Source organism: Burkholderia sp. Ax-1719 (assembly GCF_011753055.1).
Classification (GTDB): Bacteria; Pseudomonadota; Gammaproteobacteria; order Burkholderiales; family Burkholderiaceae; genus Paraburkholderia.
In genome coordinates, this window is the sequence record NZ_VWWJ01000021.1 from 16,025 (window position 1) to 34,517 (window position 18,493).

General features: G+C 62.0%; 20 protein-coding genes and 3 tRNA genes. 12 read left to right on the forward strand and 11 right to left on the reverse strand.

Features of this window, described 5'->3' with window-relative positions:
- Positions 1-114: 114 nt before the first annotated feature.
- Positions 115-318, reverse strand: coding sequence for a cold-shock protein (locus F3J17_RS27285; protein ID WP_027817418.1), 204 nt, complete (start codon positions 316-318; stop codon positions 115-117).
- Positions 319-718: 400 nt separating this feature from the next.
- Between F3J17_RS27285 and F3J17_RS27290 the strand changes: the two genes are divergently transcribed.
- Complete coding sequence (locus F3J17_RS27290; RefSeq protein ID WP_167066530.1) at positions 719-916, forward strand: hypothetical protein; 198 nt, start codon at positions 719-721, stop codon at positions 914-916.
- Positions 917-1,461: 545 nt separating this feature from the next.
- Positions 1,462-2,610 (forward strand): porin, encoded by a 1,149-nt coding sequence (locus F3J17_RS27295; RefSeq protein ID WP_167066532.1) that lies wholly within the window; start codon positions 1,462-1,464, stop codon positions 2,608-2,610.
- 114 nt (positions 2,611-2,724) lie between these two features.
- Here the strand turns inward: F3J17_RS27295 and greB are convergent, their stop codons facing one another.
- A complete protein-coding gene (gene greB, locus F3J17_RS27300) occupies positions 2,725-3,288 on the reverse strand; it encodes a transcription elongation factor GreB (protein ID WP_167066535.1) in 564 nt (187 codons plus the stop codon).
- Positions 3,289-3,477: 189 nt separating this feature from the next.
- On the opposite strand from greB, the gene F3J17_RS27305 reads away from it, so the two are divergent.
- Both F3J17_RS27305 and F3J17_RS27310 read left to right on the forward strand, forming a co-directional pair.
- Positions 3,478-3,554, forward strand: a tRNA-Arg gene (locus tag F3J17_RS27305).
- 75 nt (positions 3,555-3,629) lie between these two features.
- Positions 3,630-3,706, forward strand: a tRNA-Arg gene (locus F3J17_RS27310).
- Positions 3,707-3,784: 78 nt separating this feature from the next.
- On the opposite strand, the gene F3J17_RS27315 is transcribed toward F3J17_RS27310, so the two are convergent.
- The 5 genes from F3J17_RS27315 to F3J17_RS27335 form a co-directional block, all read right to left on the reverse strand.
- The gene (locus F3J17_RS27315) at positions 3,785-4,273 is read right to left on the reverse strand and encodes a phage protein NinX family protein (RefSeq protein ID WP_167066537.1); all 489 of its coding nucleotides are present in this window, start codon (positions 4,271-4,273) and stop codon (positions 3,785-3,787) included.
- Between the two features lie 96 nt (positions 4,274-4,369).
- Positions 4,370-6,736, reverse strand: coding sequence for a bifunctional (p)ppGpp synthetase/guanosine-3',5'-bis(diphosphate) 3'-pyrophosphohydrolase (locus F3J17_RS27320; RefSeq protein ID WP_167066540.1), 2,367 nt, complete (start codon positions 6,734-6,736; stop codon positions 4,370-4,372).
- Between the two features lie 112 nt (positions 6,737-6,848).
- Positions 6,849-7,052 (reverse strand): DNA-directed RNA polymerase subunit omega, encoded by a 204-nt coding sequence (gene rpoZ, locus F3J17_RS27325; protein ID WP_027817423.1) that lies wholly within the window; start codon positions 7,050-7,052, stop codon positions 6,849-6,851.
- A 39-nt stretch (positions 7,053-7,091) separates the two neighbouring features.
- Positions 7,092-7,805, reverse strand: coding sequence for a guanylate kinase (gmk, locus tag F3J17_RS27330; protein ID WP_167066543.1), 714 nt, complete (start codon positions 7,803-7,805; stop codon positions 7,092-7,094).
- 86 nt (positions 7,806-7,891) lie between these two features.
- Positions 7,892-8,827, reverse strand: coding sequence for a YicC/YloC family endoribonuclease (locus F3J17_RS27335; RefSeq protein ID WP_167066547.1), 936 nt, complete (start codon positions 8,825-8,827; stop codon positions 7,892-7,894).
- 312 nt (positions 8,828-9,139) lie between these two features.
- On the opposite strand from F3J17_RS27335, the gene rph reads away from it, so the two are divergent.
- The 4 genes from rph (at position 9,140) to F3J17_RS27355 (ending at position 11,933) form a co-directional block, all read left to right on the forward strand.
- A complete protein-coding gene (gene rph / locus F3J17_RS27340; RefSeq protein ID WP_167066550.1) occupies positions 9,140-9,874 on the forward strand; it encodes a ribonuclease PH in 735 nt (244 codons plus the stop codon).
- Positions 9,874-10,539, forward strand: coding sequence for an RdgB/HAM1 family non-canonical purine NTP pyrophosphatase (rdgB, locus tag F3J17_RS27345; protein WP_167066553.1), 666 nt, complete (start codon positions 9,874-9,876; stop codon positions 10,537-10,539). The genes rph and rdgB overlap by 1 nt, the downstream gene beginning before the upstream one ends.
- Positions 10,536-11,753, forward strand: a complete 1,218-nt coding sequence (hemW, locus tag F3J17_RS27350) for a radical SAM family heme chaperone HemW (protein WP_167066555.1) — start codon at positions 10,536-10,538, stop codon at positions 11,751-11,753. The genes rdgB and hemW overlap by 4 nt, the downstream gene beginning before the upstream one ends.
- Before the next feature lie 90 nt (positions 11,754-11,843).
- Positions 11,844-11,933 (forward strand) — tRNA-Ser (locus F3J17_RS27355).
- Positions 11,934-12,149: 216 nt separating this feature from the next.
- On the opposite strand, the gene F3J17_RS27360 is transcribed toward F3J17_RS27355, so the two are convergent.
- Positions 12,150-12,518 carry an outer membrane protein assembly factor BamE gene (locus F3J17_RS27360; protein ID WP_205194987.1) on the reverse strand — a complete coding sequence of 123 codons (369 nt, stop codon included), beginning with the start codon at positions 12,516-12,518 and terminating at the stop codon, positions 12,150-12,152.
- Between the two features lie 233 nt (positions 12,519-12,751).
- Here F3J17_RS27360 and F3J17_RS27365 point away from each other — a divergent pair, with 233 nt between their 5' ends.
- From F3J17_RS27365 to F3J17_RS27380, 4 genes are all read left to right on the forward strand, one after another.
- Positions 12,752-12,964, forward strand: coding sequence for a hypothetical protein (locus F3J17_RS27365; RefSeq protein ID WP_167066558.1), 213 nt, complete (start codon positions 12,752-12,754; stop codon positions 12,962-12,964).
- A gap of 184 nt (positions 12,965-13,148) precedes the next feature.
- Complete coding sequence (locus tag F3J17_RS27370) at positions 13,149-13,655, forward strand: energy transducer TonB (protein WP_345891260.1); 507 nt, start codon at positions 13,149-13,151, stop codon at positions 13,653-13,655.
- 378 nt (positions 13,656-14,033) lie between these two features.
- Entirely contained in the window at positions 14,034-15,350 is a 1,317-nt protein-coding gene (locus F3J17_RS27375) for an MFS transporter (protein ID WP_167066564.1), read from the forward strand.
- A 152-nt stretch (positions 15,351-15,502) separates the two neighbouring features.
- Complete coding sequence (locus F3J17_RS27380; protein WP_167066567.1) at positions 15,503-15,682, forward strand: hypothetical protein; 180 nt, start codon at positions 15,503-15,505, stop codon at positions 15,680-15,682.
- 542 nt (positions 15,683-16,224) lie between these two features.
- Here the strand turns inward: F3J17_RS27380 and waaC are convergent.
- The 3 genes from waaC to minE form a co-directional block, all read right to left on the reverse strand.
- A complete protein-coding gene (gene waaC / locus F3J17_RS27385) occupies positions 16,225-17,229 on the reverse strand; it encodes a lipopolysaccharide heptosyltransferase I (protein WP_167066570.1) in 1,005 nt (334 codons plus the stop codon).
- Between the two features lie 436 nt (positions 17,230-17,665).
- Positions 17,666-17,983, reverse strand: a complete 318-nt coding sequence (locus F3J17_RS27390) for a YXWGXW repeat-containing protein (protein WP_167066573.1) — start codon at positions 17,981-17,983, stop codon at positions 17,666-17,668.
- Positions 17,984-18,237: 254 nt separating this feature from the next.
- Entirely contained in the window at positions 18,238-18,492 is a 255-nt protein-coding gene (gene minE / locus F3J17_RS27395; RefSeq protein ID WP_027795398.1) for a cell division topological specificity factor MinE, read from the reverse strand.
- Between the last annotated feature and the right edge of the window lies 1 nt (position 18,493).

Here is an 18,493-nt window from a genome sequence, read left to right on the forward strand (position 1 = left end):
AGCCCTGGATAACCAGGGCTCTTCTTTATGCGGAGAGCGAATGCGAAATGCGCTCGACCCGCGTGCCTGATGAAGCTTAAACCTGAGCCTAAGCGACACCAGACGCCAGCACGCTTACAGCGGCTGGATGTTCGCTGCCTGCTTGCCCTTCGGGCCAACCTTGACGTCGAACGAGACGCGCTGGTTTTCCTTCAGCGACTTGAAGCCTTCCGAACGGATCTCCGAGAAGTGCGCGAACAGATCGTCGCCGCCGGCATCCGACGTGATGAAGCCAAAGCCCTTAGCATCATTGAACCATTTGACAATACCGGTTTCCATGTTTCCGTTTCCCTCGAAATAAAATGACGCGGGCATACCCTCACGCCGAATTCAAACTGAGCCGCCCTCACCGCAATGCCAATGCAATTGAAGCTGAAAGGTCAATTCAGAATTGCCGTTATACGGGGAACGCCAATCGCCAGTCAAGCGAATTTTTTATAACAGCAATCCCGTTTCCGAGATAAACCGGCGTGCATCAAAAAACCCGCAAAAACATATGCAATTGAAATGGGGACGCGCGCGAGTACCTTTTTACTCGTTTAATGCCGCGCATTGCCCGCATTCGGGAAAAACTACGCGAAGTGTAACAATTAGTGTCAAACGTAAGTGTTTTTACCGGTTGTTCGCGTAAATCAATCCACCCATGATGAATACAGTTAGCGTGCTATGGGAGGCAACCATGCTGACGTTACTACGACGCTGTTTTCACTGGCTGGTTGAAATCGACAGTCCGGAATCGTCGAACGATGTCGAAACCTACGGATCGTGGCACGGCGATCACTGGCATAACCTGCTGTGCTCACCGATGGACGCCCGGCATTACGTGATGGAAGACTGGAGCCTGCAGTCTGAACCGCCTGAGAACCCATCACGTTAAGACGTGCTGATTGGCGGAATGTGCGCGTGCGCGCACGACAGGCAAAAAAAAAGCGCAGCCAAGGCCGCGCCGACAAAGGTTTGGAGATCTTTTTCGTCAACGAAAAAGTCTGCTTCGGAAAGCAGCCATTGCAGTATAGCCGCAGGGTTCTGGCCCATTAACTCTGCGGCACACAATCATCTGTTACGTGCGACGCAATAATCGGGGTTGACACCGATTACCCCCGTTTTGTGCAATCAATTATTGTAGCGATCGCACAACGCCATTCGGTTGACACTTCTTCCAGGCTCTTACATAAATCCGCTGAAAGCCCCAACCAGTAAGGCTTGAAGCCGGCCCAAATATCATTCCGCAATTCGCAATACTTTATTGCGCAAATCGGAATGCCTTGATCGCAGTGACCCTCTTCTACACTCTGCCTGTCCGGAAACCGACAGCGACGAATTTAACGCGCCACGCGGCTTTTGCCTCTCGCTGCGATTCGTGTGGACGGTTTCCCAAACAGGGTTCGACGAAACCCACCTCTGTTCTCGGAGTTTACAAAGATGAAAAAGACTCTCATGGTCGCTGCCCTCACGGGCGTTTTTGCAACGGCTGCTCACGCACAAAGCAGCGTTACGCTGTACGGCCTGATCGACGCTGGCATCACCTACTCGAGCGCACAGAACGGCCACGCTGCCTACCAGGCAACGAGCGGCACGATCAACGGCAGCCGTTTCGGCCTGCGCGGCGCTGAAGACCTCGGCGGCGGCCTGAAGGCAATCTTCACGTTGGAAAACGGCTTCAACATCGATAACGGCAACCTCGGTCAGAAGAGCCGTCTGTTCGGTCGTCAAGCATTCGTCGGTCTCGCAAGCAACCAGTACGGTGCTGTGACCCTCGGCCGTCAGTACGACTCCGTCGTTGACTACCTGGCACCGCTGTCGAACACGGGCTCGCAATACGGCGGCACGATCGCTGCTCACCCGTTCGATAACGACAACCTGAACAACTCGGTTCGTTTCAACAACACGGTCAAGTACTCGAGCGTCAACTACGCTGGCTTCAAGTTCGGCGGCACGTACTCGTTCTCGAACAGCACCGAATTCGCGAACAACCGTGCATACAGCTTCGGCGCGTCGTACAACTACGCTGGCCTGAACGTTGCTGCTGGTTACCTGCAGATCAACAACAACATCAACAACCCGCAATTCAACGCTTCGTCGTTCTCGGGCGCGGAAGCAGGTGACTACACGTTCGCAGCAGGCCGTCAACGCACGTTCGGCGGCGGCGTGAACTACACGTTCGGCCCGGCAACGGCTGGCCTCGTGTACACGCAGACGCAGCTGAACCAGGCAGTCGGCATTTCGACGACGCAAGCAGGCATCGCTGGCGTGAACTTCCACGGCAACAGCGCACGCTTCCAGAACATCGAAGGCAACGTTCACTACGCTCTGACGCCGGCTCTGAGCCTGGCAGGCGCGTACACGTACACCCGCTCGAACTTCGGCGGCGGCGTGAACCCGAACTTCCACACGGTGGCTCTGCAGTCGGACTACGCCCTGTCGAAGCGCACGGACGTGTACCTGCAAGGCGACTGGCAACACGTGTCGTCGAACACCGGCGGCGTGACGGCATTCCTGAACGGTCTGAGCAACGCATCGGGTCGTCAAGACCAGGTTGCTGTGACGGTCGGTATGCGTCACCGCTTCTAAGATGCACATCGCTGGCCCTTGCGGCCAGCCGTGCAGCTGAAAAAGCCGCCCTCGGGCGGCTTTTTTTCGTTTCTACGGCGCGTATGCAGTGCCGTTACACGCCGCTCAGGCCGCTCAGGCCGCTCGCGGCGGATAGCGCACGTCCAGCACGTCGATCGGCTCCGGGCCCGCAGGCGTGTACAGCGTCACCTGATCGCCGATCTTCGCCTTGATGAGCGCGCGCGCGATTGGCGAAACCCAGCTCACGTGGCCAACATCCAGATCGACCTCGTCCACGCCCACGATCGTCACGGTGTGCGCTTCACCGTCTTCCGTGCCGTATTCCACGGTCGCGCCGAAGAACACCTGATCCACGCTCTCCTGACGGCTGCTGTCGACCACCTCGGCCAGATCCAGGCGTTTGGTGAGGAAGCGGATGCGCCGGTCGATCTCGCGCAGCCTGCGCTTGCCGTAGATGTAGTCGCCGTTCTCGGAGCGATCGCCGTTGGAAGCGGCCCATGAGACGAGCTTGACCACTTCGGGCCGTTCCTCGTCGATCAGATGCAGCAGTTCGCTGCGCATGCGCTCGTAACCGGCCGGCGTGATGTAGTTCTTCGCGCCCGCGGGAATTTCGGGATGACCGGACTCGAGATCGTCATCGTCGTTGTCGGTCGATTCTTTGACAAAGGCCTTGTTCATGATGGTTCGATTGACTGCGTTGCTTGCGACTTCAATATGCCGGCTTCGACTCGTTGTAGCGGGCGCGCACTCATGTCCCGCAAGGTCTATGCGCCCCTCCCCCTGAGGTTACACGAAGCATGCTTTTAAACAAATCGCGATAAGGGGCTTCCCTTTTCCGAAATAGGTGCTATACTCTCCTTTCTGTGTGCGGCTGTAGCTCAGTTGGATAGAGTACTTGGCTACGAACCAAGGGGTCGTGGGTTCGAATCCTGCCAGCCGCGCCACCTATTAAGAGTTTTGCGTAAGTTGTTAAACGCAGGTCTCCAGTAACACTGCAGTATGTAGTATCGTTTTAGCGTGCGGCTGTAGCTCAGTTGGATAGAGTACTTGGCTACGAACCAAGGGGTCGTGGGTTCGAATCCTGCCAGCCGCGCCACCTCTCGAAGGGCCTTCCTGATTCAGGAAGGCCCTTTGTCTTTGTAGCGTGCTTTTTTGCGCGCGCGTCTCTTTCGCTTCAACGCGGCGGCGAGCCAATATCGCCGATCTGCGCATCGGGCCTCGGCAAGTCTTCTACGTCGCCAACGTCGCTCGGTTCCGCCGCGAGCTCTGAATCCATGCCAGTCAGCGCCTGAGGCTGGCGCAGCATCGCCTCCACCCTCTCGCCAAAGCGGCTCTTCACGAACGCGCGCAGCAACGCTTCACGCGGGGTCGCGCCATACGATTCGGCGATATGCTGGCTGCCCACGAATTCCGCGACACAGAGCGCCGGCTCACCCTCACGCCGCTCACGTAGTTCGACTCGCCTCGCGCGGTCGAGCACGACGCCCGCCGCATCCCATGATGTCGATGGCTCGAAGCGTCCGTCCCAGGGCTTGCCACGGTCATTGCCGCGCACGGCGACGGTTTCGCCGCTATCGGTGAAATAGATCTCGCGCACGAAGTCTGGGAGGCTGCGCGCCACCCAGTAATCGAGTTCGAGGCCGCTCAGATCCGCTACGTTCATGGCTTGTCCTCGTTTCCGCTGGAAAGTGTTCGAGGGGCGCGCAGGCGCCAGATGCGAAACGGGCAACCTTAAAGGCTGCCCGCTTTAACACTGCGCTCAATAATCTGCGCGTTCGCGATCGATACGCATGCCGCCGTCGTGGCGATGATGCCCTTCGTCGCTCGGACGTTCGCGCGTGATGCGCATGACGTCCGGATTGGTGCGCACGCGCCGCATCACGTTCGCGAGGTGCACACGGTCGCTCACCTGAATCACGAAGCGCAGCATGTTCGACTCCTGCGCGAGGTCGTCGTCCATGGCGATGTGCACGATGTTGGCGTCGGCCGAAGTGATATCCGCGGCTACGCGCGCGAACACGCCCTTGGTGTTCTTCACCAGCACCTTCACGGCGACGTCGAACAGGCGGCCAGGCTGCGGCGCCCAGGCGACGTCGATCCAGCGGCCCGGATCGCGACGATGGATGCGCTGCGCCACGCGGCAGTCGGTGGTATGGATCGCCATCCCGAGACCAATGCCGATGTAGCCCATGATGTCGTCGCCCGGGATCGGGCGGCAGCACGCCGAAAGCTGCACCGACATGCCCTCGGTGCCCGTAATGACGACCGGCGGCGCCTGCGGCGCGTTCGGGTCGCGCGGCGGATGATGGTGTTCTTCGTCGTCGGCGTCGAGGCCCTTCATCAGCACTTCGATGCGCTTGGCCATGACCGCGGCCACGCGCCGGCCCAGGCCGATATCCGCGAAGATTTCCTGGCGATTCTTGTTGCCGGTCCACTGCACCAGCTTTTCCCAGGTTTCCGGCGTGACTTCCGAAAGCTGGTAGCCGTAGCCCTTGAGCGCCTGATCGACGAGTCGTTCGCCCAGCTGCACGGATTCCGTGAGGCGCATCGTCTTCAGATAGTGACGGATCGCCGAGCGCGCCTTGCCGGTGCGCACGAAGCCGAGCCACGCGGGGTTCGGCTTGGAATACGGCGCGGTGATGACTTCAACGATATCGCCGCTCTTGAGCTCCGTGCGCAGCGGCAGGAGTTCGTTGTTGATCTTCACGGCGACGCACTGGTTGCCCAGGTCGCTGTGGATCGAATACGCGAAGTCGAGAGCCGTGGCGCCGCGCGGCAGCGCCATGATCTTCGCCTTCGGCGTGAAGACGTAGACGGCGTCCGGGAACAGGTCGATCTTGACGTGCTCGAGGAATTCGCTGGAGTCGCCCGCTTCGCTCTGGATGTCGAGCAGCGACTTGAGCCACTGATGCGCGCGCTTTTGCACGTCGTTCAGGTCGGCGCCGCCATTCTTGTAAAGCCAGTGCGCGGCCACGCCCGCTTCCGCGATCTCGTGCATCTTGCGCGTGCGCACCTGGAATTCAATGGGCGCGCCAAACGGACCGACCAGCGTGGTGTGCAGGGACTGATAGCCATTCACCTTCGGAATGGCGATGTAGTCCTTGAACTTGCCCGGCACGGGCTTGTAGAGCGCATGGAGCGCGCCGATGCAGGTGTAGCATTCGAGCGCAGAATCCACCACCACGCGAAAACCATAAACATCGAGCACCTGCGAAAACGACAGCTGCTTGTCGCGCATCTTCTTGTAGATGCTGAAGATGGTCTTTTCGCGGCCGGTGACTTCGGCATCGAGTTTGGCTTCGGCGATTGCGCGCTGCACCGCCTCCAGAATCTTGCTGACCACTTCGCGACGATTGCCGCGCGCCGCCTTCACCGCCTTTTCGAGCGTGGCGTAGCGATTCGGGTTGAAGTTCTGGAAGCTGAGATCCTGCAGCTCGCGATAGGTATTGTTCAGACCCAGGCGGTGCGCGATCGGCGCGTAGATGTCGATCGTTTCGCGCGCCACGCGGCGGCGCTTTTCGGGCGGCACCGCGCCGAGCGTGCGCATGTTGTGCAGGCGATCGGCGAGCTTCACCAGGATCACGCGCACATCGCGCGCCATCGCGAGGAGCATCTTGCGGAAGTTTTCCGCCTGCGCTTCCTCGCGATTGCGAAACTCCATCTTGTCGAGTTTCGACAGACCATCGACCAGTTCTGCGACCTTCGCACCGAAGCGTTCGGCGATTTCCGCCTTGGTCACACCCTGGTCTTCGATCACGTCATGAAGCAGCGCCGCCTGGATGGCCTGGGCGTCGAGCTTCCAGCCGGCGCAGATTTCCGCGACGGCGACGGGATGCGTAATGTAGGGTTCGCCACTCTGACGATATTGCCCGAGGTGGGCTTCGTCGCTGAAGTGAAACGCCGCCTTGATCTCCTTGATTTCCTCAGGTGTGAGGTAACCGGAAAGCACAGCGGTCAGATTGGCGATGGAGACGACCCCGTGTTTGCGGGGCTGTTCCGGAGTGGCGGTTGGCCCGAACAGATGTCGAAACGACTGTTCGAGGACCGCGTCGATGTAATTGCGCGCAGGGCTTGAGGTCTCGGCTTCCTGGTCCACGTCGGTGGCCGGCGAGGGCGTGGTGCTCATGTTCCCCTCCGTTTCAGGCAGGCGTTGACGGTTGGCGCACAGCGCGAATTACACGACATGTAAAGCGATTGCGGTTACTGCGATACAACGACAACAAAACTACAAGGCGCCGTTAAACGGGCACCTTTTTCAGCATTTCCAGACCCACCTGGCCAGACGCGATCTCGCGCAGCGCTACGACGGTCGGCTTGTCGCGGCTTTCGATCTTCGGCGTATGACCCTGTGCGAGCTGGCGTGCGCGATACGTCGCGGCGAGCGCCAGTTCGAAGCGGTTCGGAATCTGTTTCAGACAATCTTCGACGGTGATGCGGGCCATGTCGGGTTCCTTCTATTCTCAGCAGGTTCTTATTCTACCTTATGTGCCCGATGCGCCGGGCTGCGGCAGGTGGATGCCGAGCTGTACGAAGAGCTCGGTGTGTCGCGCATATTGCGAAGCGAAGCGCATGCGCGTCGCGCTCACGATATTGCGCAGTTCTTGCAGCGCGGTATCGAAGTTTTCGTTGATGACGACATACTCCGATTCGCTTGCGTGCGCCATCTCGCTACCGGCTGCGAGCAGGCGTCGCGTAATGACGTTGGGTTCGTCTTCACCGCGTTTTTTCAGGCGTTCCGCGAGAGCGTCGAGCGACGGCGGCAGGATGAAAATCTCCACCGCATTGCGGAACTGCTTCTTGACCTGCTGCGCGCCTTGCCAGTCGATTTCGAGCAGCACGTCGTGGCCTTTCTTCATCTGGTCTTCGATCCACACGCGCGAGGTGGCGTAGTAGTTGCCATGCACTTCCGCGCTTTCGAGAAACTCACCTTCGGCGTGGCGTGCGAGGAAATCGTCGACGGTCGTGAAGTGGTAGTGCTCGCCGTCACGCTCCTTCGAGCGCGGCGCGCGCGTGGTGTACGAAATCGACAGACGGATCGCGCTGTCTTCGGCGAGCAGCGCGTTCACGAGCGTGGACTTGCCCGCACCCGAAGGCGCGACCACCATGAAAAGATTGCCCGGATAAACGCCCGCGTACGGATTGCGCGGTTTCGTTTCAGCCTTGTGCGCACCGGGTGCGCTGGTCTGGTCGGTCATGTTCGTTGCTTCCTGTTTTGCTACTTTCTTCGTTGCTCGACAAAGCGTGTGTGTGCATGCGCACGCATCCACACACACGCATGCCATTATTCGAGGTTCTGCACCTGCTCGCGCATCTGTTCGATGAGCAGCTTGAGCGTCATCGACGCATCGGCGAGTTCCTTGGCCGCGGCCTTCGAACCGAGCGTATTCGCTTCGCGGTTGAGCTCCTGCATCATGAAGTCCAGACGCTTGCCCACGCGGCCGCCCTTCTCGATCACATGACGCGTTTCGTTCAGGTGCGCGGTCAGACGCGACAGTTCTTCGGCGATGTCGATGCGGATGCCGTACATCGTCACTTCCTGGCGGATGCGCTCCGAGACTTCCTCGCGCGAAACGTTGCCGATGTTGCCATTGCCGTTCGCATCCGGCGCGGCGATGCCAAGCGCTTCCTGCAGACGCTCGACGATCTTCTGCTGATGCTTGACGATCAGGTCCGGCACCAGCGGCGTGATCTTCGCGACGATCGCTTCCATCTCCGCCACATTGGCGAGCAGCATGTTGGCGAGCTGCGCGCCTTCACGCGCACGCACGTCGATCAGATCGGCGATGGCCTGCTTGCCGCAGCCCAGCACCGCGTCGCGCAGCACTTCGGGCGCGACGCCGCTTTCCGCCAGCACGCCGGGCCAGCGCAGGATTTCGCCAGTGCGCAGACGGCCCGATTCCGGGAACGCTTCGAGCACGGCGCGTTCGAGCACGGCCAGCTGTTCGAGCGCATCGCGGTTGAGCGCGCCCGCGTTGGCGGCCTGCTCGCTGCGCTGGATGTTGATGCGGATGTCGACCTTGCCGCGCGAGAGCTTCGTCATCAGCATTTCGCGCAGCGTCGGCTCGATGACGCGCACGTCTTCGGGCATGCGGAAGTTCAGGTCGAGAAAGCGCGAGTTCACGGTACGCAATTCGACGGAGACACTGGCGCCGCCCGTGCCCGATGCCGCAACCAGTTCGCGCGTGGCGCTGGCATAGCCGGTCATGCTGTAAATCATGGTTCGTCTCGCGATAAAGCCGCGTCGGCGCACCTGAAAGGCGCCGGCCACGGCGAGGGGATTCGAGGCGCCCGGCGTGTACGCGTACTGTCTGTGACGCTCGATGACGCGGGGCGGAGAAACCGTATTATCCCATTTTTGGCCGCGCGCCCGCCGCAGCGGCGATTGCGTGAGATCGGCAGCATCGCGCATGGGCGATCCGCGCGCGGGCCACGCGCAATCCACGCCTTCGCCCGCGTTCATCGCCTGTCGCGCGAAGGCGGTAAAATTGCGTTTTCCCCTTCCTTGCCGTGCCCTCGCGCACCCTCCACGATGACCCAAACCCTCCTGCGCCCCTCCGGCCGCGCCGCCGACCAGCTTCGCGACGTCCGCATCACCCGCCATTTCACCAAGCACGCCGAAGGCTCGGTGCTGGTCGAATTCGGCGATACGAAAGTGCTGTGCACCGCGAGCGTGTCGGAAAGCGTGCCGCCGTTCCTGCGCGACAAGGGTCAGGGCTGGCTCACCGCCGAATACGGCATGCTGCCGCGCGCCACCCACACGCGTAGTGACCGCGAAGCCGCGCGCGGCAAGCAGACGGGCCGCACCCAGGAAATCCAGCGCCTGATCGGCCGCGCGATGCGCGCGGTGTTCGATCTGGAAGTGCTCGGCGCGCGCACCATCAACCTCGACTGCGACGTGCTGCAGGCCGACGGCGGCACGCGCACCGCCAGCATCACGGGCGCCTTCGTCGCGGCGCACGACGCCGTGTCGAAACTGCTTGCCGAGGGCCGCATCGAACGCTCGCCGATCACCGATTACGTCGCCGCGATTTCGGTCGGCGTGTATGAAGGCCTGCCGGTGCTCGATCTCGATTACGCCGAAGATTCGCAGTGCGACACCGACATGAACGTGGTCATCACGGGTTCGGGCGGCATGGTCGAAGTCCAGGGCACGGCCGAAGGCGCGCCGTTCTCGCGCGCGGAACTGAACTCGCTGCTCGACCTCGCGCAAGGCGGCATCGCCACGCTGATCGGCATGCAGAAGGCTGCGCTGGAGATTGCGTAATGGCTGCTACGCCTGAAACCGCCGGCAATGATGCGACCCAGGGCGCGAATCACGGCACCCCGCCGCTCGGCCGCGTCGTGCTGGCGTCGAACAATGCGGGCAAGCTGCGCGAATTCGCGGCGCTGCTCGCAGCCGCGGGGATCGAGCTCCTGCCGCAAGGCTCGCTGAACGTGCCCGAAGCCGAAGAGCCGCACGCCACTTTCGTCGAGAACGCGCTCGCCAAGGCGCGCCATGCGTCGAAGCTCACCGGCCTGCCCGCCATCGCCGACGATTCCGGCCTGTGCGTGCGTGCGCTGCGCGGCGCGCCGGGCGTGTATTCGGCGCGCTACGCGCAACTCGCGGGCGGCGAAAAGAGCGACGCGGCCAATAATGCGCTGCTGGTGCAGAACCTCAAGGATCAGGCCGACCGCCGCGCGTACTACTTCTGCGTGCTCGTGCTCGTGCGCCACGCCGACGATCCCGAACCGCTGATCGCCGAAGGCCGCTGGCATGGCGAAGTGATCGACGCCCCGCGCGGCGACCACGGCTTCGGCTACGACCCCTACTTCTACGTGCCGGGCCTCGAAGCCACGGCCGCGGAACTCGACCCGGCGCTCAAGAACGCGTCGAGCCATCGTGCCATCGCCCTGCGGCAACTGCTCGCACGGCTGGAGGAAGAAGCGTGAGCCAGCAGCACCAGACCGGCCTCGACGTCGTGCAATCGTTCACGATGCCGGGCAGCATTCGCCTCACGTCGCTGCCGCCGCTCTCGCTTTACGTGCATTTTCCGTGGTGCGTGCGCAAATGCCCGTACTGCGATTTCAACTCGCACGAATGGAAAGGCGAGCGCTTCCCCGAGGACGATTATCTCGACGCCCTGCGCGCCGACCTCGAACAGTCGCTGCCGCTCGTGTGGGGCCGCCAGGTGCATACGATCTTCATCGGCGGGGGCACGCCCAGTCTGCTGTCGGCGAAGGGGCTTGATCGCATGCTCTCGGATATCCGCGCGCTGCTGCCGCTGGACGCCGACGCGGAAATCACGCTCGAAGCGAATCCCGGCACCTTCGAAGCCGATAAATTCGCGCAATTTCGCGCCAGCGGCGTGAACCGGCTGTCGATCGGCATCCAGAGTTTCAACGAGGCGCATCTGAAGGCGCTCGGCCGCATTCACGACGCGGCGCAGGCGCGCCACGCGGTGGAAGTCGCGGCGAACACCTTCGACAACTTCAATCTCGACCTGATGTTCGCGCTGCCGACGCAGACGCTCGCCGAATGTCAGACCGATATCGAAACGGCGCTCGCGTTCAAGCCGCCGCATCTGTCGCTCTATCACCTCACGCTCGAACCGAACACCATGTTCGCGAAGTTCCCGCCCGTGCTGCCCGATGACGACCAGTCGGCGGATATGCAGGAGTGGATTCACGCGCGCACGGCGGAAGCCGGTTATAGGCGCTATGAGGTGTCGGCGTATGCGCAGCCGGGCCGCCAGAGCCGCCACAATCTCAACTACTGGCGTTTTGGCGATTATCTGGGCATCGGCGCGGGCGCGCATACCAAGCTGTCGTTCCCGAACCGCATCGTGCGGCAGGTGCGCTACAAGCATCCGGCGACTTTCATCGAAGAAGCGCGCGCGGGCAAGCCGATCCAGGAAGAGCACGAGGTGAGCGCGAAGGATCTGCCTTTCGAGTTCATGCTCAATGCTCTGCGTCTGGTGGAAGGTTTTCCGGTGTATCGCTTCGCCGAACGCACGGGCCTGCCAATCACCACGATCGAGCCGCAACTGCAGGAAGCGGAAAAGCGCGGCCTCATCACGCGCGATTACGAGAAGATCGTGCCGACGGAGCTGGGTCAGCGCTTCCTCAACGATCTGCAGGAGCTGTTTTTGAAGGATGCTTCTTAAGCCCGACGCAATTCTGGCGTGATGTTTTGATCTGCACCCATCGGTGAGACTGCCGGTGGGGGCACATTCCAGGTTACAATGCGCGGCTCCGGAGGTGTGGCAGAGTGGTTGAATGCACCGGTCTTGAAAACCGGCGAAGGGGTAACCCTTCCGTGAGTTCGAATCTCACCGCCTCCGCCAGATTCGCGCATCGTCTGCGCCGACACAATCTGGATCTCTTTCGCGGCTTCAGTCCGCTGCCTGTCTGCCAATCGCCATGTTCCCGATACCCCGACCTCGCACGGTCGATGGGATCCATGCCGACGTCCATCGCGACAGACGCCAACGAGCTCCGCACATCCATCGCGAAACCCGCTGGCGAAAAGGACGGGCCAAACGCGCCCTGCTCCCGGCTGCTTACTGGTTGAAAACGCCCGTCTTCTGCGAGACGTCCGACACGCTCATCGAGTAGCGCTTCACGACGTTCTTCTGGTCGAACATCACGACGAGTTCCTTCTTCTTGCCGCTCGCGCTCGAACCGAACAGGTTCACGACGGGGATGTAGTTGACGGCGTCGCCGTGCATCTTCGCGAACTCGTAGCGCCAGATTTCGAGGCCACCGTCGGTGAACTCGGTTTTGGCCGGCGAGCCGAACATTTCGCGAACCTGATCCTTGGTCGTTTTGCCTTCGACAACCTTCGTCGATACGGACTCTTCGGTCTCCGAACGCAGACTGTCGTTACCCGTGCCGGCACAGCCAGCCAGAGCCAGAATGACAGCGCACAAAGCGATCTTCTTCACACTTCCCCCGATTTAACGTAAATAAATGCATATTGAATATTTTTTGGAGCATCGCTACGTCGAATTGCGAGTCTCCGCACGGGTTATCGGTAAGGGAATGTAAAAATTAAGGGTCATGACGTTTTTTTAGTCATACGCCATTCCTGCTTTCCGGCATTTGACTAGGTGAAAACCCTAGTATTGCGGTAAAATCCCAACCTTCGATGGGATCAACCGCCATGCCGCACCGTTACCAACTGCTTGAAAAGTTTGCTTTTTCTATCGTCGTCCTGTTTGCCGTGATGTGCTCGAGCTACATCGCGTGGGAAAGCTCGCCTGATCTGCGCGAGAACGTCCAGGTGGGCAAGGAGCTGTTCCTGAAGAGCGGCGAATATTCGTACGCCTGCTCCACCGTAGTGGCCGATCCCTGCGCCCAGTTCCCGGTTGAGTAAGCCGGTGTAAGCCGATCGAATCGGCGCCGGCAAAGCAACTTCGCGTCGCCTATCCTGCGCGGCGCATGGGCATAGCGCCCCCCTCCGAGGTACTTTCACCCGCCACGGGTGACTGCGGATTGATTCCCTTCGCGTTTGAACTAAGCTCGAATCTGTCTCGCCTCCGAGCCTGCTCGCCATGCTCATCCGCGCCTGTCTGCGCAACGGCCTTGCGGCCGTGAGCGCCGCCGCTCTCCGCCGCCTCGGCCCGGCTCTGATGCTTGCGCTCGCAAGCGCCTGCACGATCACGCCGCCGCCTCGACCTCTGCTCATCATTCCACCGCAGGCCATCAACAGCACCACGCTCGACGACTATCGCGCGCAGATCGCGAAGCGCATCGTCGAGCGCAATCCGACCTATGTCCTGCACGGCTCGCCGCAAGCGATGTTGCGCTCGCTGGTGGTGGTGTCGTTCACGGTCAATCGCGACGGTCAGGTGGTGAAGTCCTCGGTCTATCGCACCAATGGCGACGACGGCGCTGAAACCACCGCGCTCGCCACCTTGCGGCGCGCGCAGCCACTGCCCGCGCCGCCGCCGCGCCTGCTCAACTCGGTCGGCCAGATCGAGCTGTTCGAGGACTGGCTCTTCAACGACGACGGCAAGTTCCAATTGCGCACGCTCGCCTCACCGCAGGCGCAGAACTACAACTGATCGCCGGGTTGATCGTCGCTTACGGCCGCCTTGCTGGCGGCCCTCCCCGCTCGTTATAATTTTTGGCTATCCCCTGTCGGCCTTGTGCCGATCCTGCCTGCGCGCCGCGTCACCCACGCCGCGCCGCAGCGCCCATCGACCGTGCTTGAGATCCGCATCGCGCCAATCCGGCGCGCGCGCCTGCCGGTCCCGCTTTCGCGCGCACAGTTGCCGCTGTGCGATGCATACTGACGAATCGTTGCCGGATCAAGGATGCCGTCGTGGCGCTGCCTGCGCCCGCGCTGCACCGCCCTGCCGCTTCGAGCTTTGAACAAAGACGCCCGCGCCGCGCTTCGCTCGAGCCCGTCAGCGCGCGTCAAAACGACTGGAGACCCTTCGATGTCCACCTCACCGCTTTCGTCGGCGAGCGCCGATCAGCCCGACGCCGCCCGCCAGCAGAGCACCGCGCGCGTGATCTTCGCGAGCTTCATCGGCACCGCCATCGAGTTCTACGACTTCTATGTCTACGCAACGGCCGCGGCGCTCGTGATCGGCCCGGTGTTCTTCCCGCACGGCTCGGCGACGGCGCAGGCGCTGTCGGCGTTCGTGACTTTCGGCATCGCCTTCGTGGCGCGTCCGATCGGCTCGTTCCTGTTTGGACATTTCGGCGACCGTATCGGCCGTAAATCGACGCTGGTGGCCTCGCTGCTCGTGATGGGTCTGTCCACCACGCTGATCGGCTTCGTGCCCGGTTATGACTCGATCGGCAGCCTCGCGCCGATCCTGCTGTGCGTGCTGCGCTTCGGCCAGGGCATCGGTCTGGGCGGCGAATGGGGCGGCGCGGCGCTGCTCGCCACTGAATACGCGCCGCAGGGCAAGCGCGGCTGGTTCGGCATGTTTCCGCAGCTTGGGCCGTCGGTGGGCTTTCTGGCCTCGAACGGGCTGTTCTTCGGTCTTGCCTCCACACTCTCCGACCAGCAGTTCCGCGACTGGGGCTGGCGCGTGCCGTTCGTGGTCTCGGCGGTGCTGGTGGCGCTCGGTCTTTACGTGCGCCTGAAGATCGCCGAAACGCCCGCGTTCAAGGCCGCCATCGAGCGCGAGGAGCGCGTCAAGGTGCCGGTCGCAACGCTGCTGGGCAGCTACTGGTGGCCGACCATCCTCGGCGCGCTGGCCATGGTGGTCTGCTACACGCTGTTCTACAACGCCACGGTGTTCTCGCTCTCGCACGGCGTGACGGCGCTGCATATTCCGCGTCCGACCTTCCTCGGCATGCTGTGTATCGCGGTGGTGTTCATGGGCATCGCCACGCCGATTTCAGCCGCTTTGAGCGATCGCTTTGGCCGCAGGCCGGTGCTGATCGTCGGCTGCATTCTGGCGATTCTCTCGGGCTTCACGATGCAGCCGCTGCTCGGCAGTGGTTCGCTGCCGCTCGTGCTGCTGTTTCTCGTGATCGAGCTGTTCCTGATGGGCGCGACGTTCGCTCCGATGGGCGCTCTGCTGCCCGAACTGTTCCCGACCAGCGTGCGCTATACGGGCGCGGGCGTCGCCTACAACCTGGGCGGCATTCTGGGCGCGTCGGTCGCGCCGTACATCGCACAGCAACTGGCGGCGCGCGGCGGGCTCACGTGGGTCGGCGCGTATGTGTCGATCGCGGCGTGCGTGAGTCTTGTCGGCGTGCTGTGCATGCGTGAGACGCGCCACACGTCGCTGAGCTGATCCAGCCCGCGTCATCCAGACAAAAAAGCGGAGTCCGCCAGCCGGACTCCGCTTTTTTTTGATCACTTTGGACACGCGCGCGACGTGCCTATACTGAAATCAACGCGCTGAATTCAACGCGCTGGATTCAAGGCATGAACAGGAGGCCGACGATGAACCTGCATCTAAGCAACGCCGATGTCGTCCTGATGATTGCCCTTGCGCTGGGCATCTCCCTGTTCCTCGCCTTCCGGCTGCGCACGACCACGTGGCGCGCCGTCGTGGTCGAAGCCCTGGTCGCTAACGCCGCTGCCGTTGCAGCGGTCGTCGCCGTCGAAATGCTGCTGGCGTGACGGCGGCCGCGACAGCGATCCGTTGATTACGCATGGACGCCGCGCCTTGCGTGTCCGGGAGAGCGTCTATCAGTTGTAGTAGCCGTGGTGATAGTAGCCGCCGCCCGCCGGCACGACGATGCATCCGGCCAGCGACGCTGCAAGCACTGCACCCACAATCAGCGTAAGCGTCAATCGTTTCACTTCGTTCTCCCATCGAGTCAATGTCTGATGTCCTGCCCGGCCGTGCCTCGCATGGCGTGCGGTGGACAGTTCAGATTTAACTCGACGGCGAATCCCCTATGCGTTGCAATTTGTAAGTAGCGGTGTGGCCCGTGTTACAGGCTTCACGCGCCTGCGCAGCGCCACGTGCGATTCGCGCCGCATACCGCACGCAACGGCGACACTTTTAACAAGTTGGTAATCGAGTTGATGATCGGCTGAACGCGCGGATTCACGCACAACGTGACGCTGCCGTGACGCACGCCGCAATGAAAACGGCCCGCCCGTCTGTGTGAGACGAGCGGGCCGTGGCAAACAAAGCCGGCGAAAACGCGTAAAACTCAGGCAGCCGTCACCGCGGGGCCTTTCGATGCATCGCCCGTGCGTGCGGGATAAACGCGATCGACCGCATCGAGCGCCACCGATACCGGCGGCACATGACGACCGTCGCCGATCGAGATCGAACGATCGGGCGCGCGCACGCCCAGGTGTTCGGCGTTGGTCGCGATGAAAATCATCACGGTGGGTTTGAGCAGCGCGTGGCCCAGATGCACGAAGCCCGTATCCGTGCCGACCACCAGCGCGCTATCTTCGATGCGCTGCGCCACCTGCGTGACCGTCAGGCGAGGCAGGATGGTCGCGCCCGGCACGAGCGCGGCAATTTCCTTCGCGGTGGCGTGCTCGGCATCCGATCCCCACGGCAGCTCGATACGCAGACCGCGCTTGACCAGTTCGTTGCACAGCTCGCCCCAGTGCGCGACAGGCCACTTCTTCTCTTCCTTCGACGTGGCGTGAAAGATCAGCGCGGTGGGCGCATCGGGCGTCGGCAGCGCGTCGCCGTCGCGCGGAATGCGCATCTGGAAATCGGGCGGCGTATCGATGGTATAGCCGAGCGCCTCGCCCGTGCTGATACGCATGCCCAGCCACGCGTCGCATTTCGGACGCGGCCCAAAGCGGCCGTTATAGGCGAAGGCCGCGCCCCGCTCGCCAAGATCCTGCCCGAGATAGCCGAAACGGCGCTTGCCGCGCGCAATGAACGCGATGATGGCGCTCTTGTACACGCCGTGAATATCGATGATGGCGTCGTAGCGTTCGCGGCGCAATTCGGAGATCGAATCCCAGATCGCCTTGAAGTCGCTCCATTTGCGCGCCTTCTTGAAACGGCGCAGCGGCGCGCAGAGCACGCGGTCGATCCCCGCGTTCCAGTGGACGATCCCCGCGAACGCCTCGTCCACGGCCCAATCGACCTTGACGCCGGGGAATTTGCGCTGGACATCGGCGACGACGGGAAGGGCCTCGACGACATCGCCGAGCGAGGTCACCTTGACTATCAAAACTCGTTTCATTGTGCTGCGGACGCGGAGGCCCGATTTCGATGATTTGCCGGCATTTTTCCCGAGATTCTAGCGGACGGAGCCGTTCGCAACAGGCGAAATCTGCGAACGTTTGCGCATTTCATCGGTCCCCGCTTTGGCGGGGCGTCGAGTCGGGGCGAAAAAAAAGCCCGGCGGCATGTCGATGGTCGATTGCTCGAACCGCTGACATGCGCCGGGCCGGGCGCGGCTGTGCTGATCTACGCCAGCGAGCCTGCCGCCAGAATCAATCGATCACGACGTCAATAGATCACGACGGGCGCGGGCCGAACGTACATCGGCCGCGCGGGAACGACGACGCAGCCGGCGAGCACGATCGCGAGCGCCGCCGCAGCGAGCAGTTTTCTGCTCATGGTGTTTCTCCTTGCCGATCAAACTGGTTAAGCAAATTCAGGCGAAACCAGGCGGCTTAAGCGGCCCAGTGGCCTTCGACCCAGTGCCAGTTCGGGCCGTGCGCGATCCAGTGGCCCGGCACCCAGTGATAGCCCACGCGTTCGGCTTGCCAGTGGCCGGCGATCCAGACGTAGCGGCCGTGGTCCCAGCGCCAGTGGCCCTTGTCCCAGACATAGCCGACGCGCGGCGCGGGCACGACTTCGATGCGTTCGACGGGCGGCGGCGCGCTCGGCTCGACGACGACGATTTCAGCGAAGGCCGGCGCGGCAACGGCGCACGTACCCGCGGCGACGATAGCGGCCTTGGCGATCAGCAGGCGGATGGAGTTGTTCATGTAGTTCACCCTTTGAGTAGGACGCCATGAGTGGCGTTACCCGATCAATGCGCGAGCAGGCGTCTGCGCTGACAGCGGCCGTGTAACCGCAGGGGGTGAAGTGAAACCGAATATTTCGGTAAGGTAAGGAATGCGACGAGGCGGGGATTCAGCGAGGGTTCAGCGGGAAAAAAACAGGCTGCGCGCGCGTTGAAAACGGCGCCCAGCTATATCGAGACAAGTGCGGCACACGCGTGCACCGCACTCGCTACGAATCAGGCCTGCGGAATCTCGATCTTGACCTCAAGCACTTCGAGGTCGTCCTGACGCTCCAGGCTCACGCGGATATCTTCGTCGGAGATCTTCACGTACTTCGAGATCACGGCGACGAGTTCGCGTTGCAGGGCCGGCAGATAATCGGCGGGCGGATGACCGCCTGCGCGCTCGTGAGCGATGATGAGCTGCAGGCGTTCCTTCGCTACCGAGGCGGACTTCTTCTTCTCGCCGAGAAAAAACGAAAGAAACGACATG

Coding starts and splice junctions, on each gene's coding strand:
- F3J17_RS27335 (WP_167066547.1), bottom strand. CDS start 8,827: ATGATTTACAGCATGACCGGCTATGCCAGCGCCACGCGCGAACTGGTT.
- F3J17_RS27285 (WP_027817418.1), bottom strand. CDS start 318: ATGGAAACCGGTATTGTCAAATGGTTCAATGATGCTAAGGGCTTTGGC.
- F3J17_RS27365 (WP_167066558.1), top strand. CDS start 12,752: ATGCCGCACCGTTACCAACTGCTTGAAAAGTTTGCTTTTTCTATCGTC.
- rph (WP_167066550.1), top strand. CDS start 9,140: ATGACCCAAACCCTCCTGCGCCCCTCCGGCCGCGCCGCCGACCAGCTT.
- F3J17_RS27320 (WP_167066540.1), bottom strand. CDS start 6,736: ATGAGCACCACGCCCTCGCCGGCCACCGACGTGGACCAGGAAGCCGAG.
- F3J17_RS27380 (WP_167066567.1), top strand. CDS start 15,503: ATGAACCTGCATCTAAGCAACGCCGATGTCGTCCTGATGATTGCCCTT.
- rpoZ (WP_027817423.1), bottom strand. CDS start 7,052: ATGGCCCGCATCACCGTCGAAGATTGTCTGAAACAGATTCCGAACCGC.
- F3J17_RS27375 (WP_167066564.1), top strand. CDS start 14,034: ATGTCCACCTCACCGCTTTCGTCGGCGAGCGCCGATCAGCCCGACGCC.
- greB (WP_167066535.1), bottom strand. CDS start 3,288: ATGAACAAGGCCTTTGTCAAAGAATCGACCGACAACGACGATGACGAT.
- F3J17_RS27290 (WP_167066530.1), top strand. CDS start 719: ATGCTGACGTTACTACGACGCTGTTTTCACTGGCTGGTTGAAATCGAC.
- rdgB (WP_167066553.1), top strand. CDS start 9,874: ATGGCTGCTACGCCTGAAACCGCCGGCAATGATGCGACCCAGGGCGCG.
- gmk (WP_167066543.1), bottom strand. CDS start 7,805: ATGACCGACCAGACCAGCGCACCCGGTGCGCACAAGGCTGAAACGAAA.
- minE (WP_027795398.1), bottom strand. CDS start 18,492: ATGTCGTTTCTTTCGTTTTTTCTCGGCGAGAAGAAGAAGTCCGCCTCG.
- F3J17_RS27315 (WP_167066537.1), bottom strand. CDS start 4,273: ATGAACGTAGCGGATCTGAGCGGCCTCGAACTCGATTACTGGGTGGCG.
- F3J17_RS27295 (WP_167066532.1), top strand. CDS start 1,462: ATGAAAAAGACTCTCATGGTCGCTGCCCTCACGGGCGTTTTTGCAACG.
- waaC (WP_167066570.1), bottom strand. CDS start 17,229: ATGAAACGAGTTTTGATAGTCAAGGTGACCTCGCTCGGCGATGTCGTC.
- F3J17_RS27390 (WP_167066573.1), bottom strand. CDS start 17,983: ATGAACAACTCCATCCGCCTGCTGATCGCCAAGGCCGCTATCGTCGCC.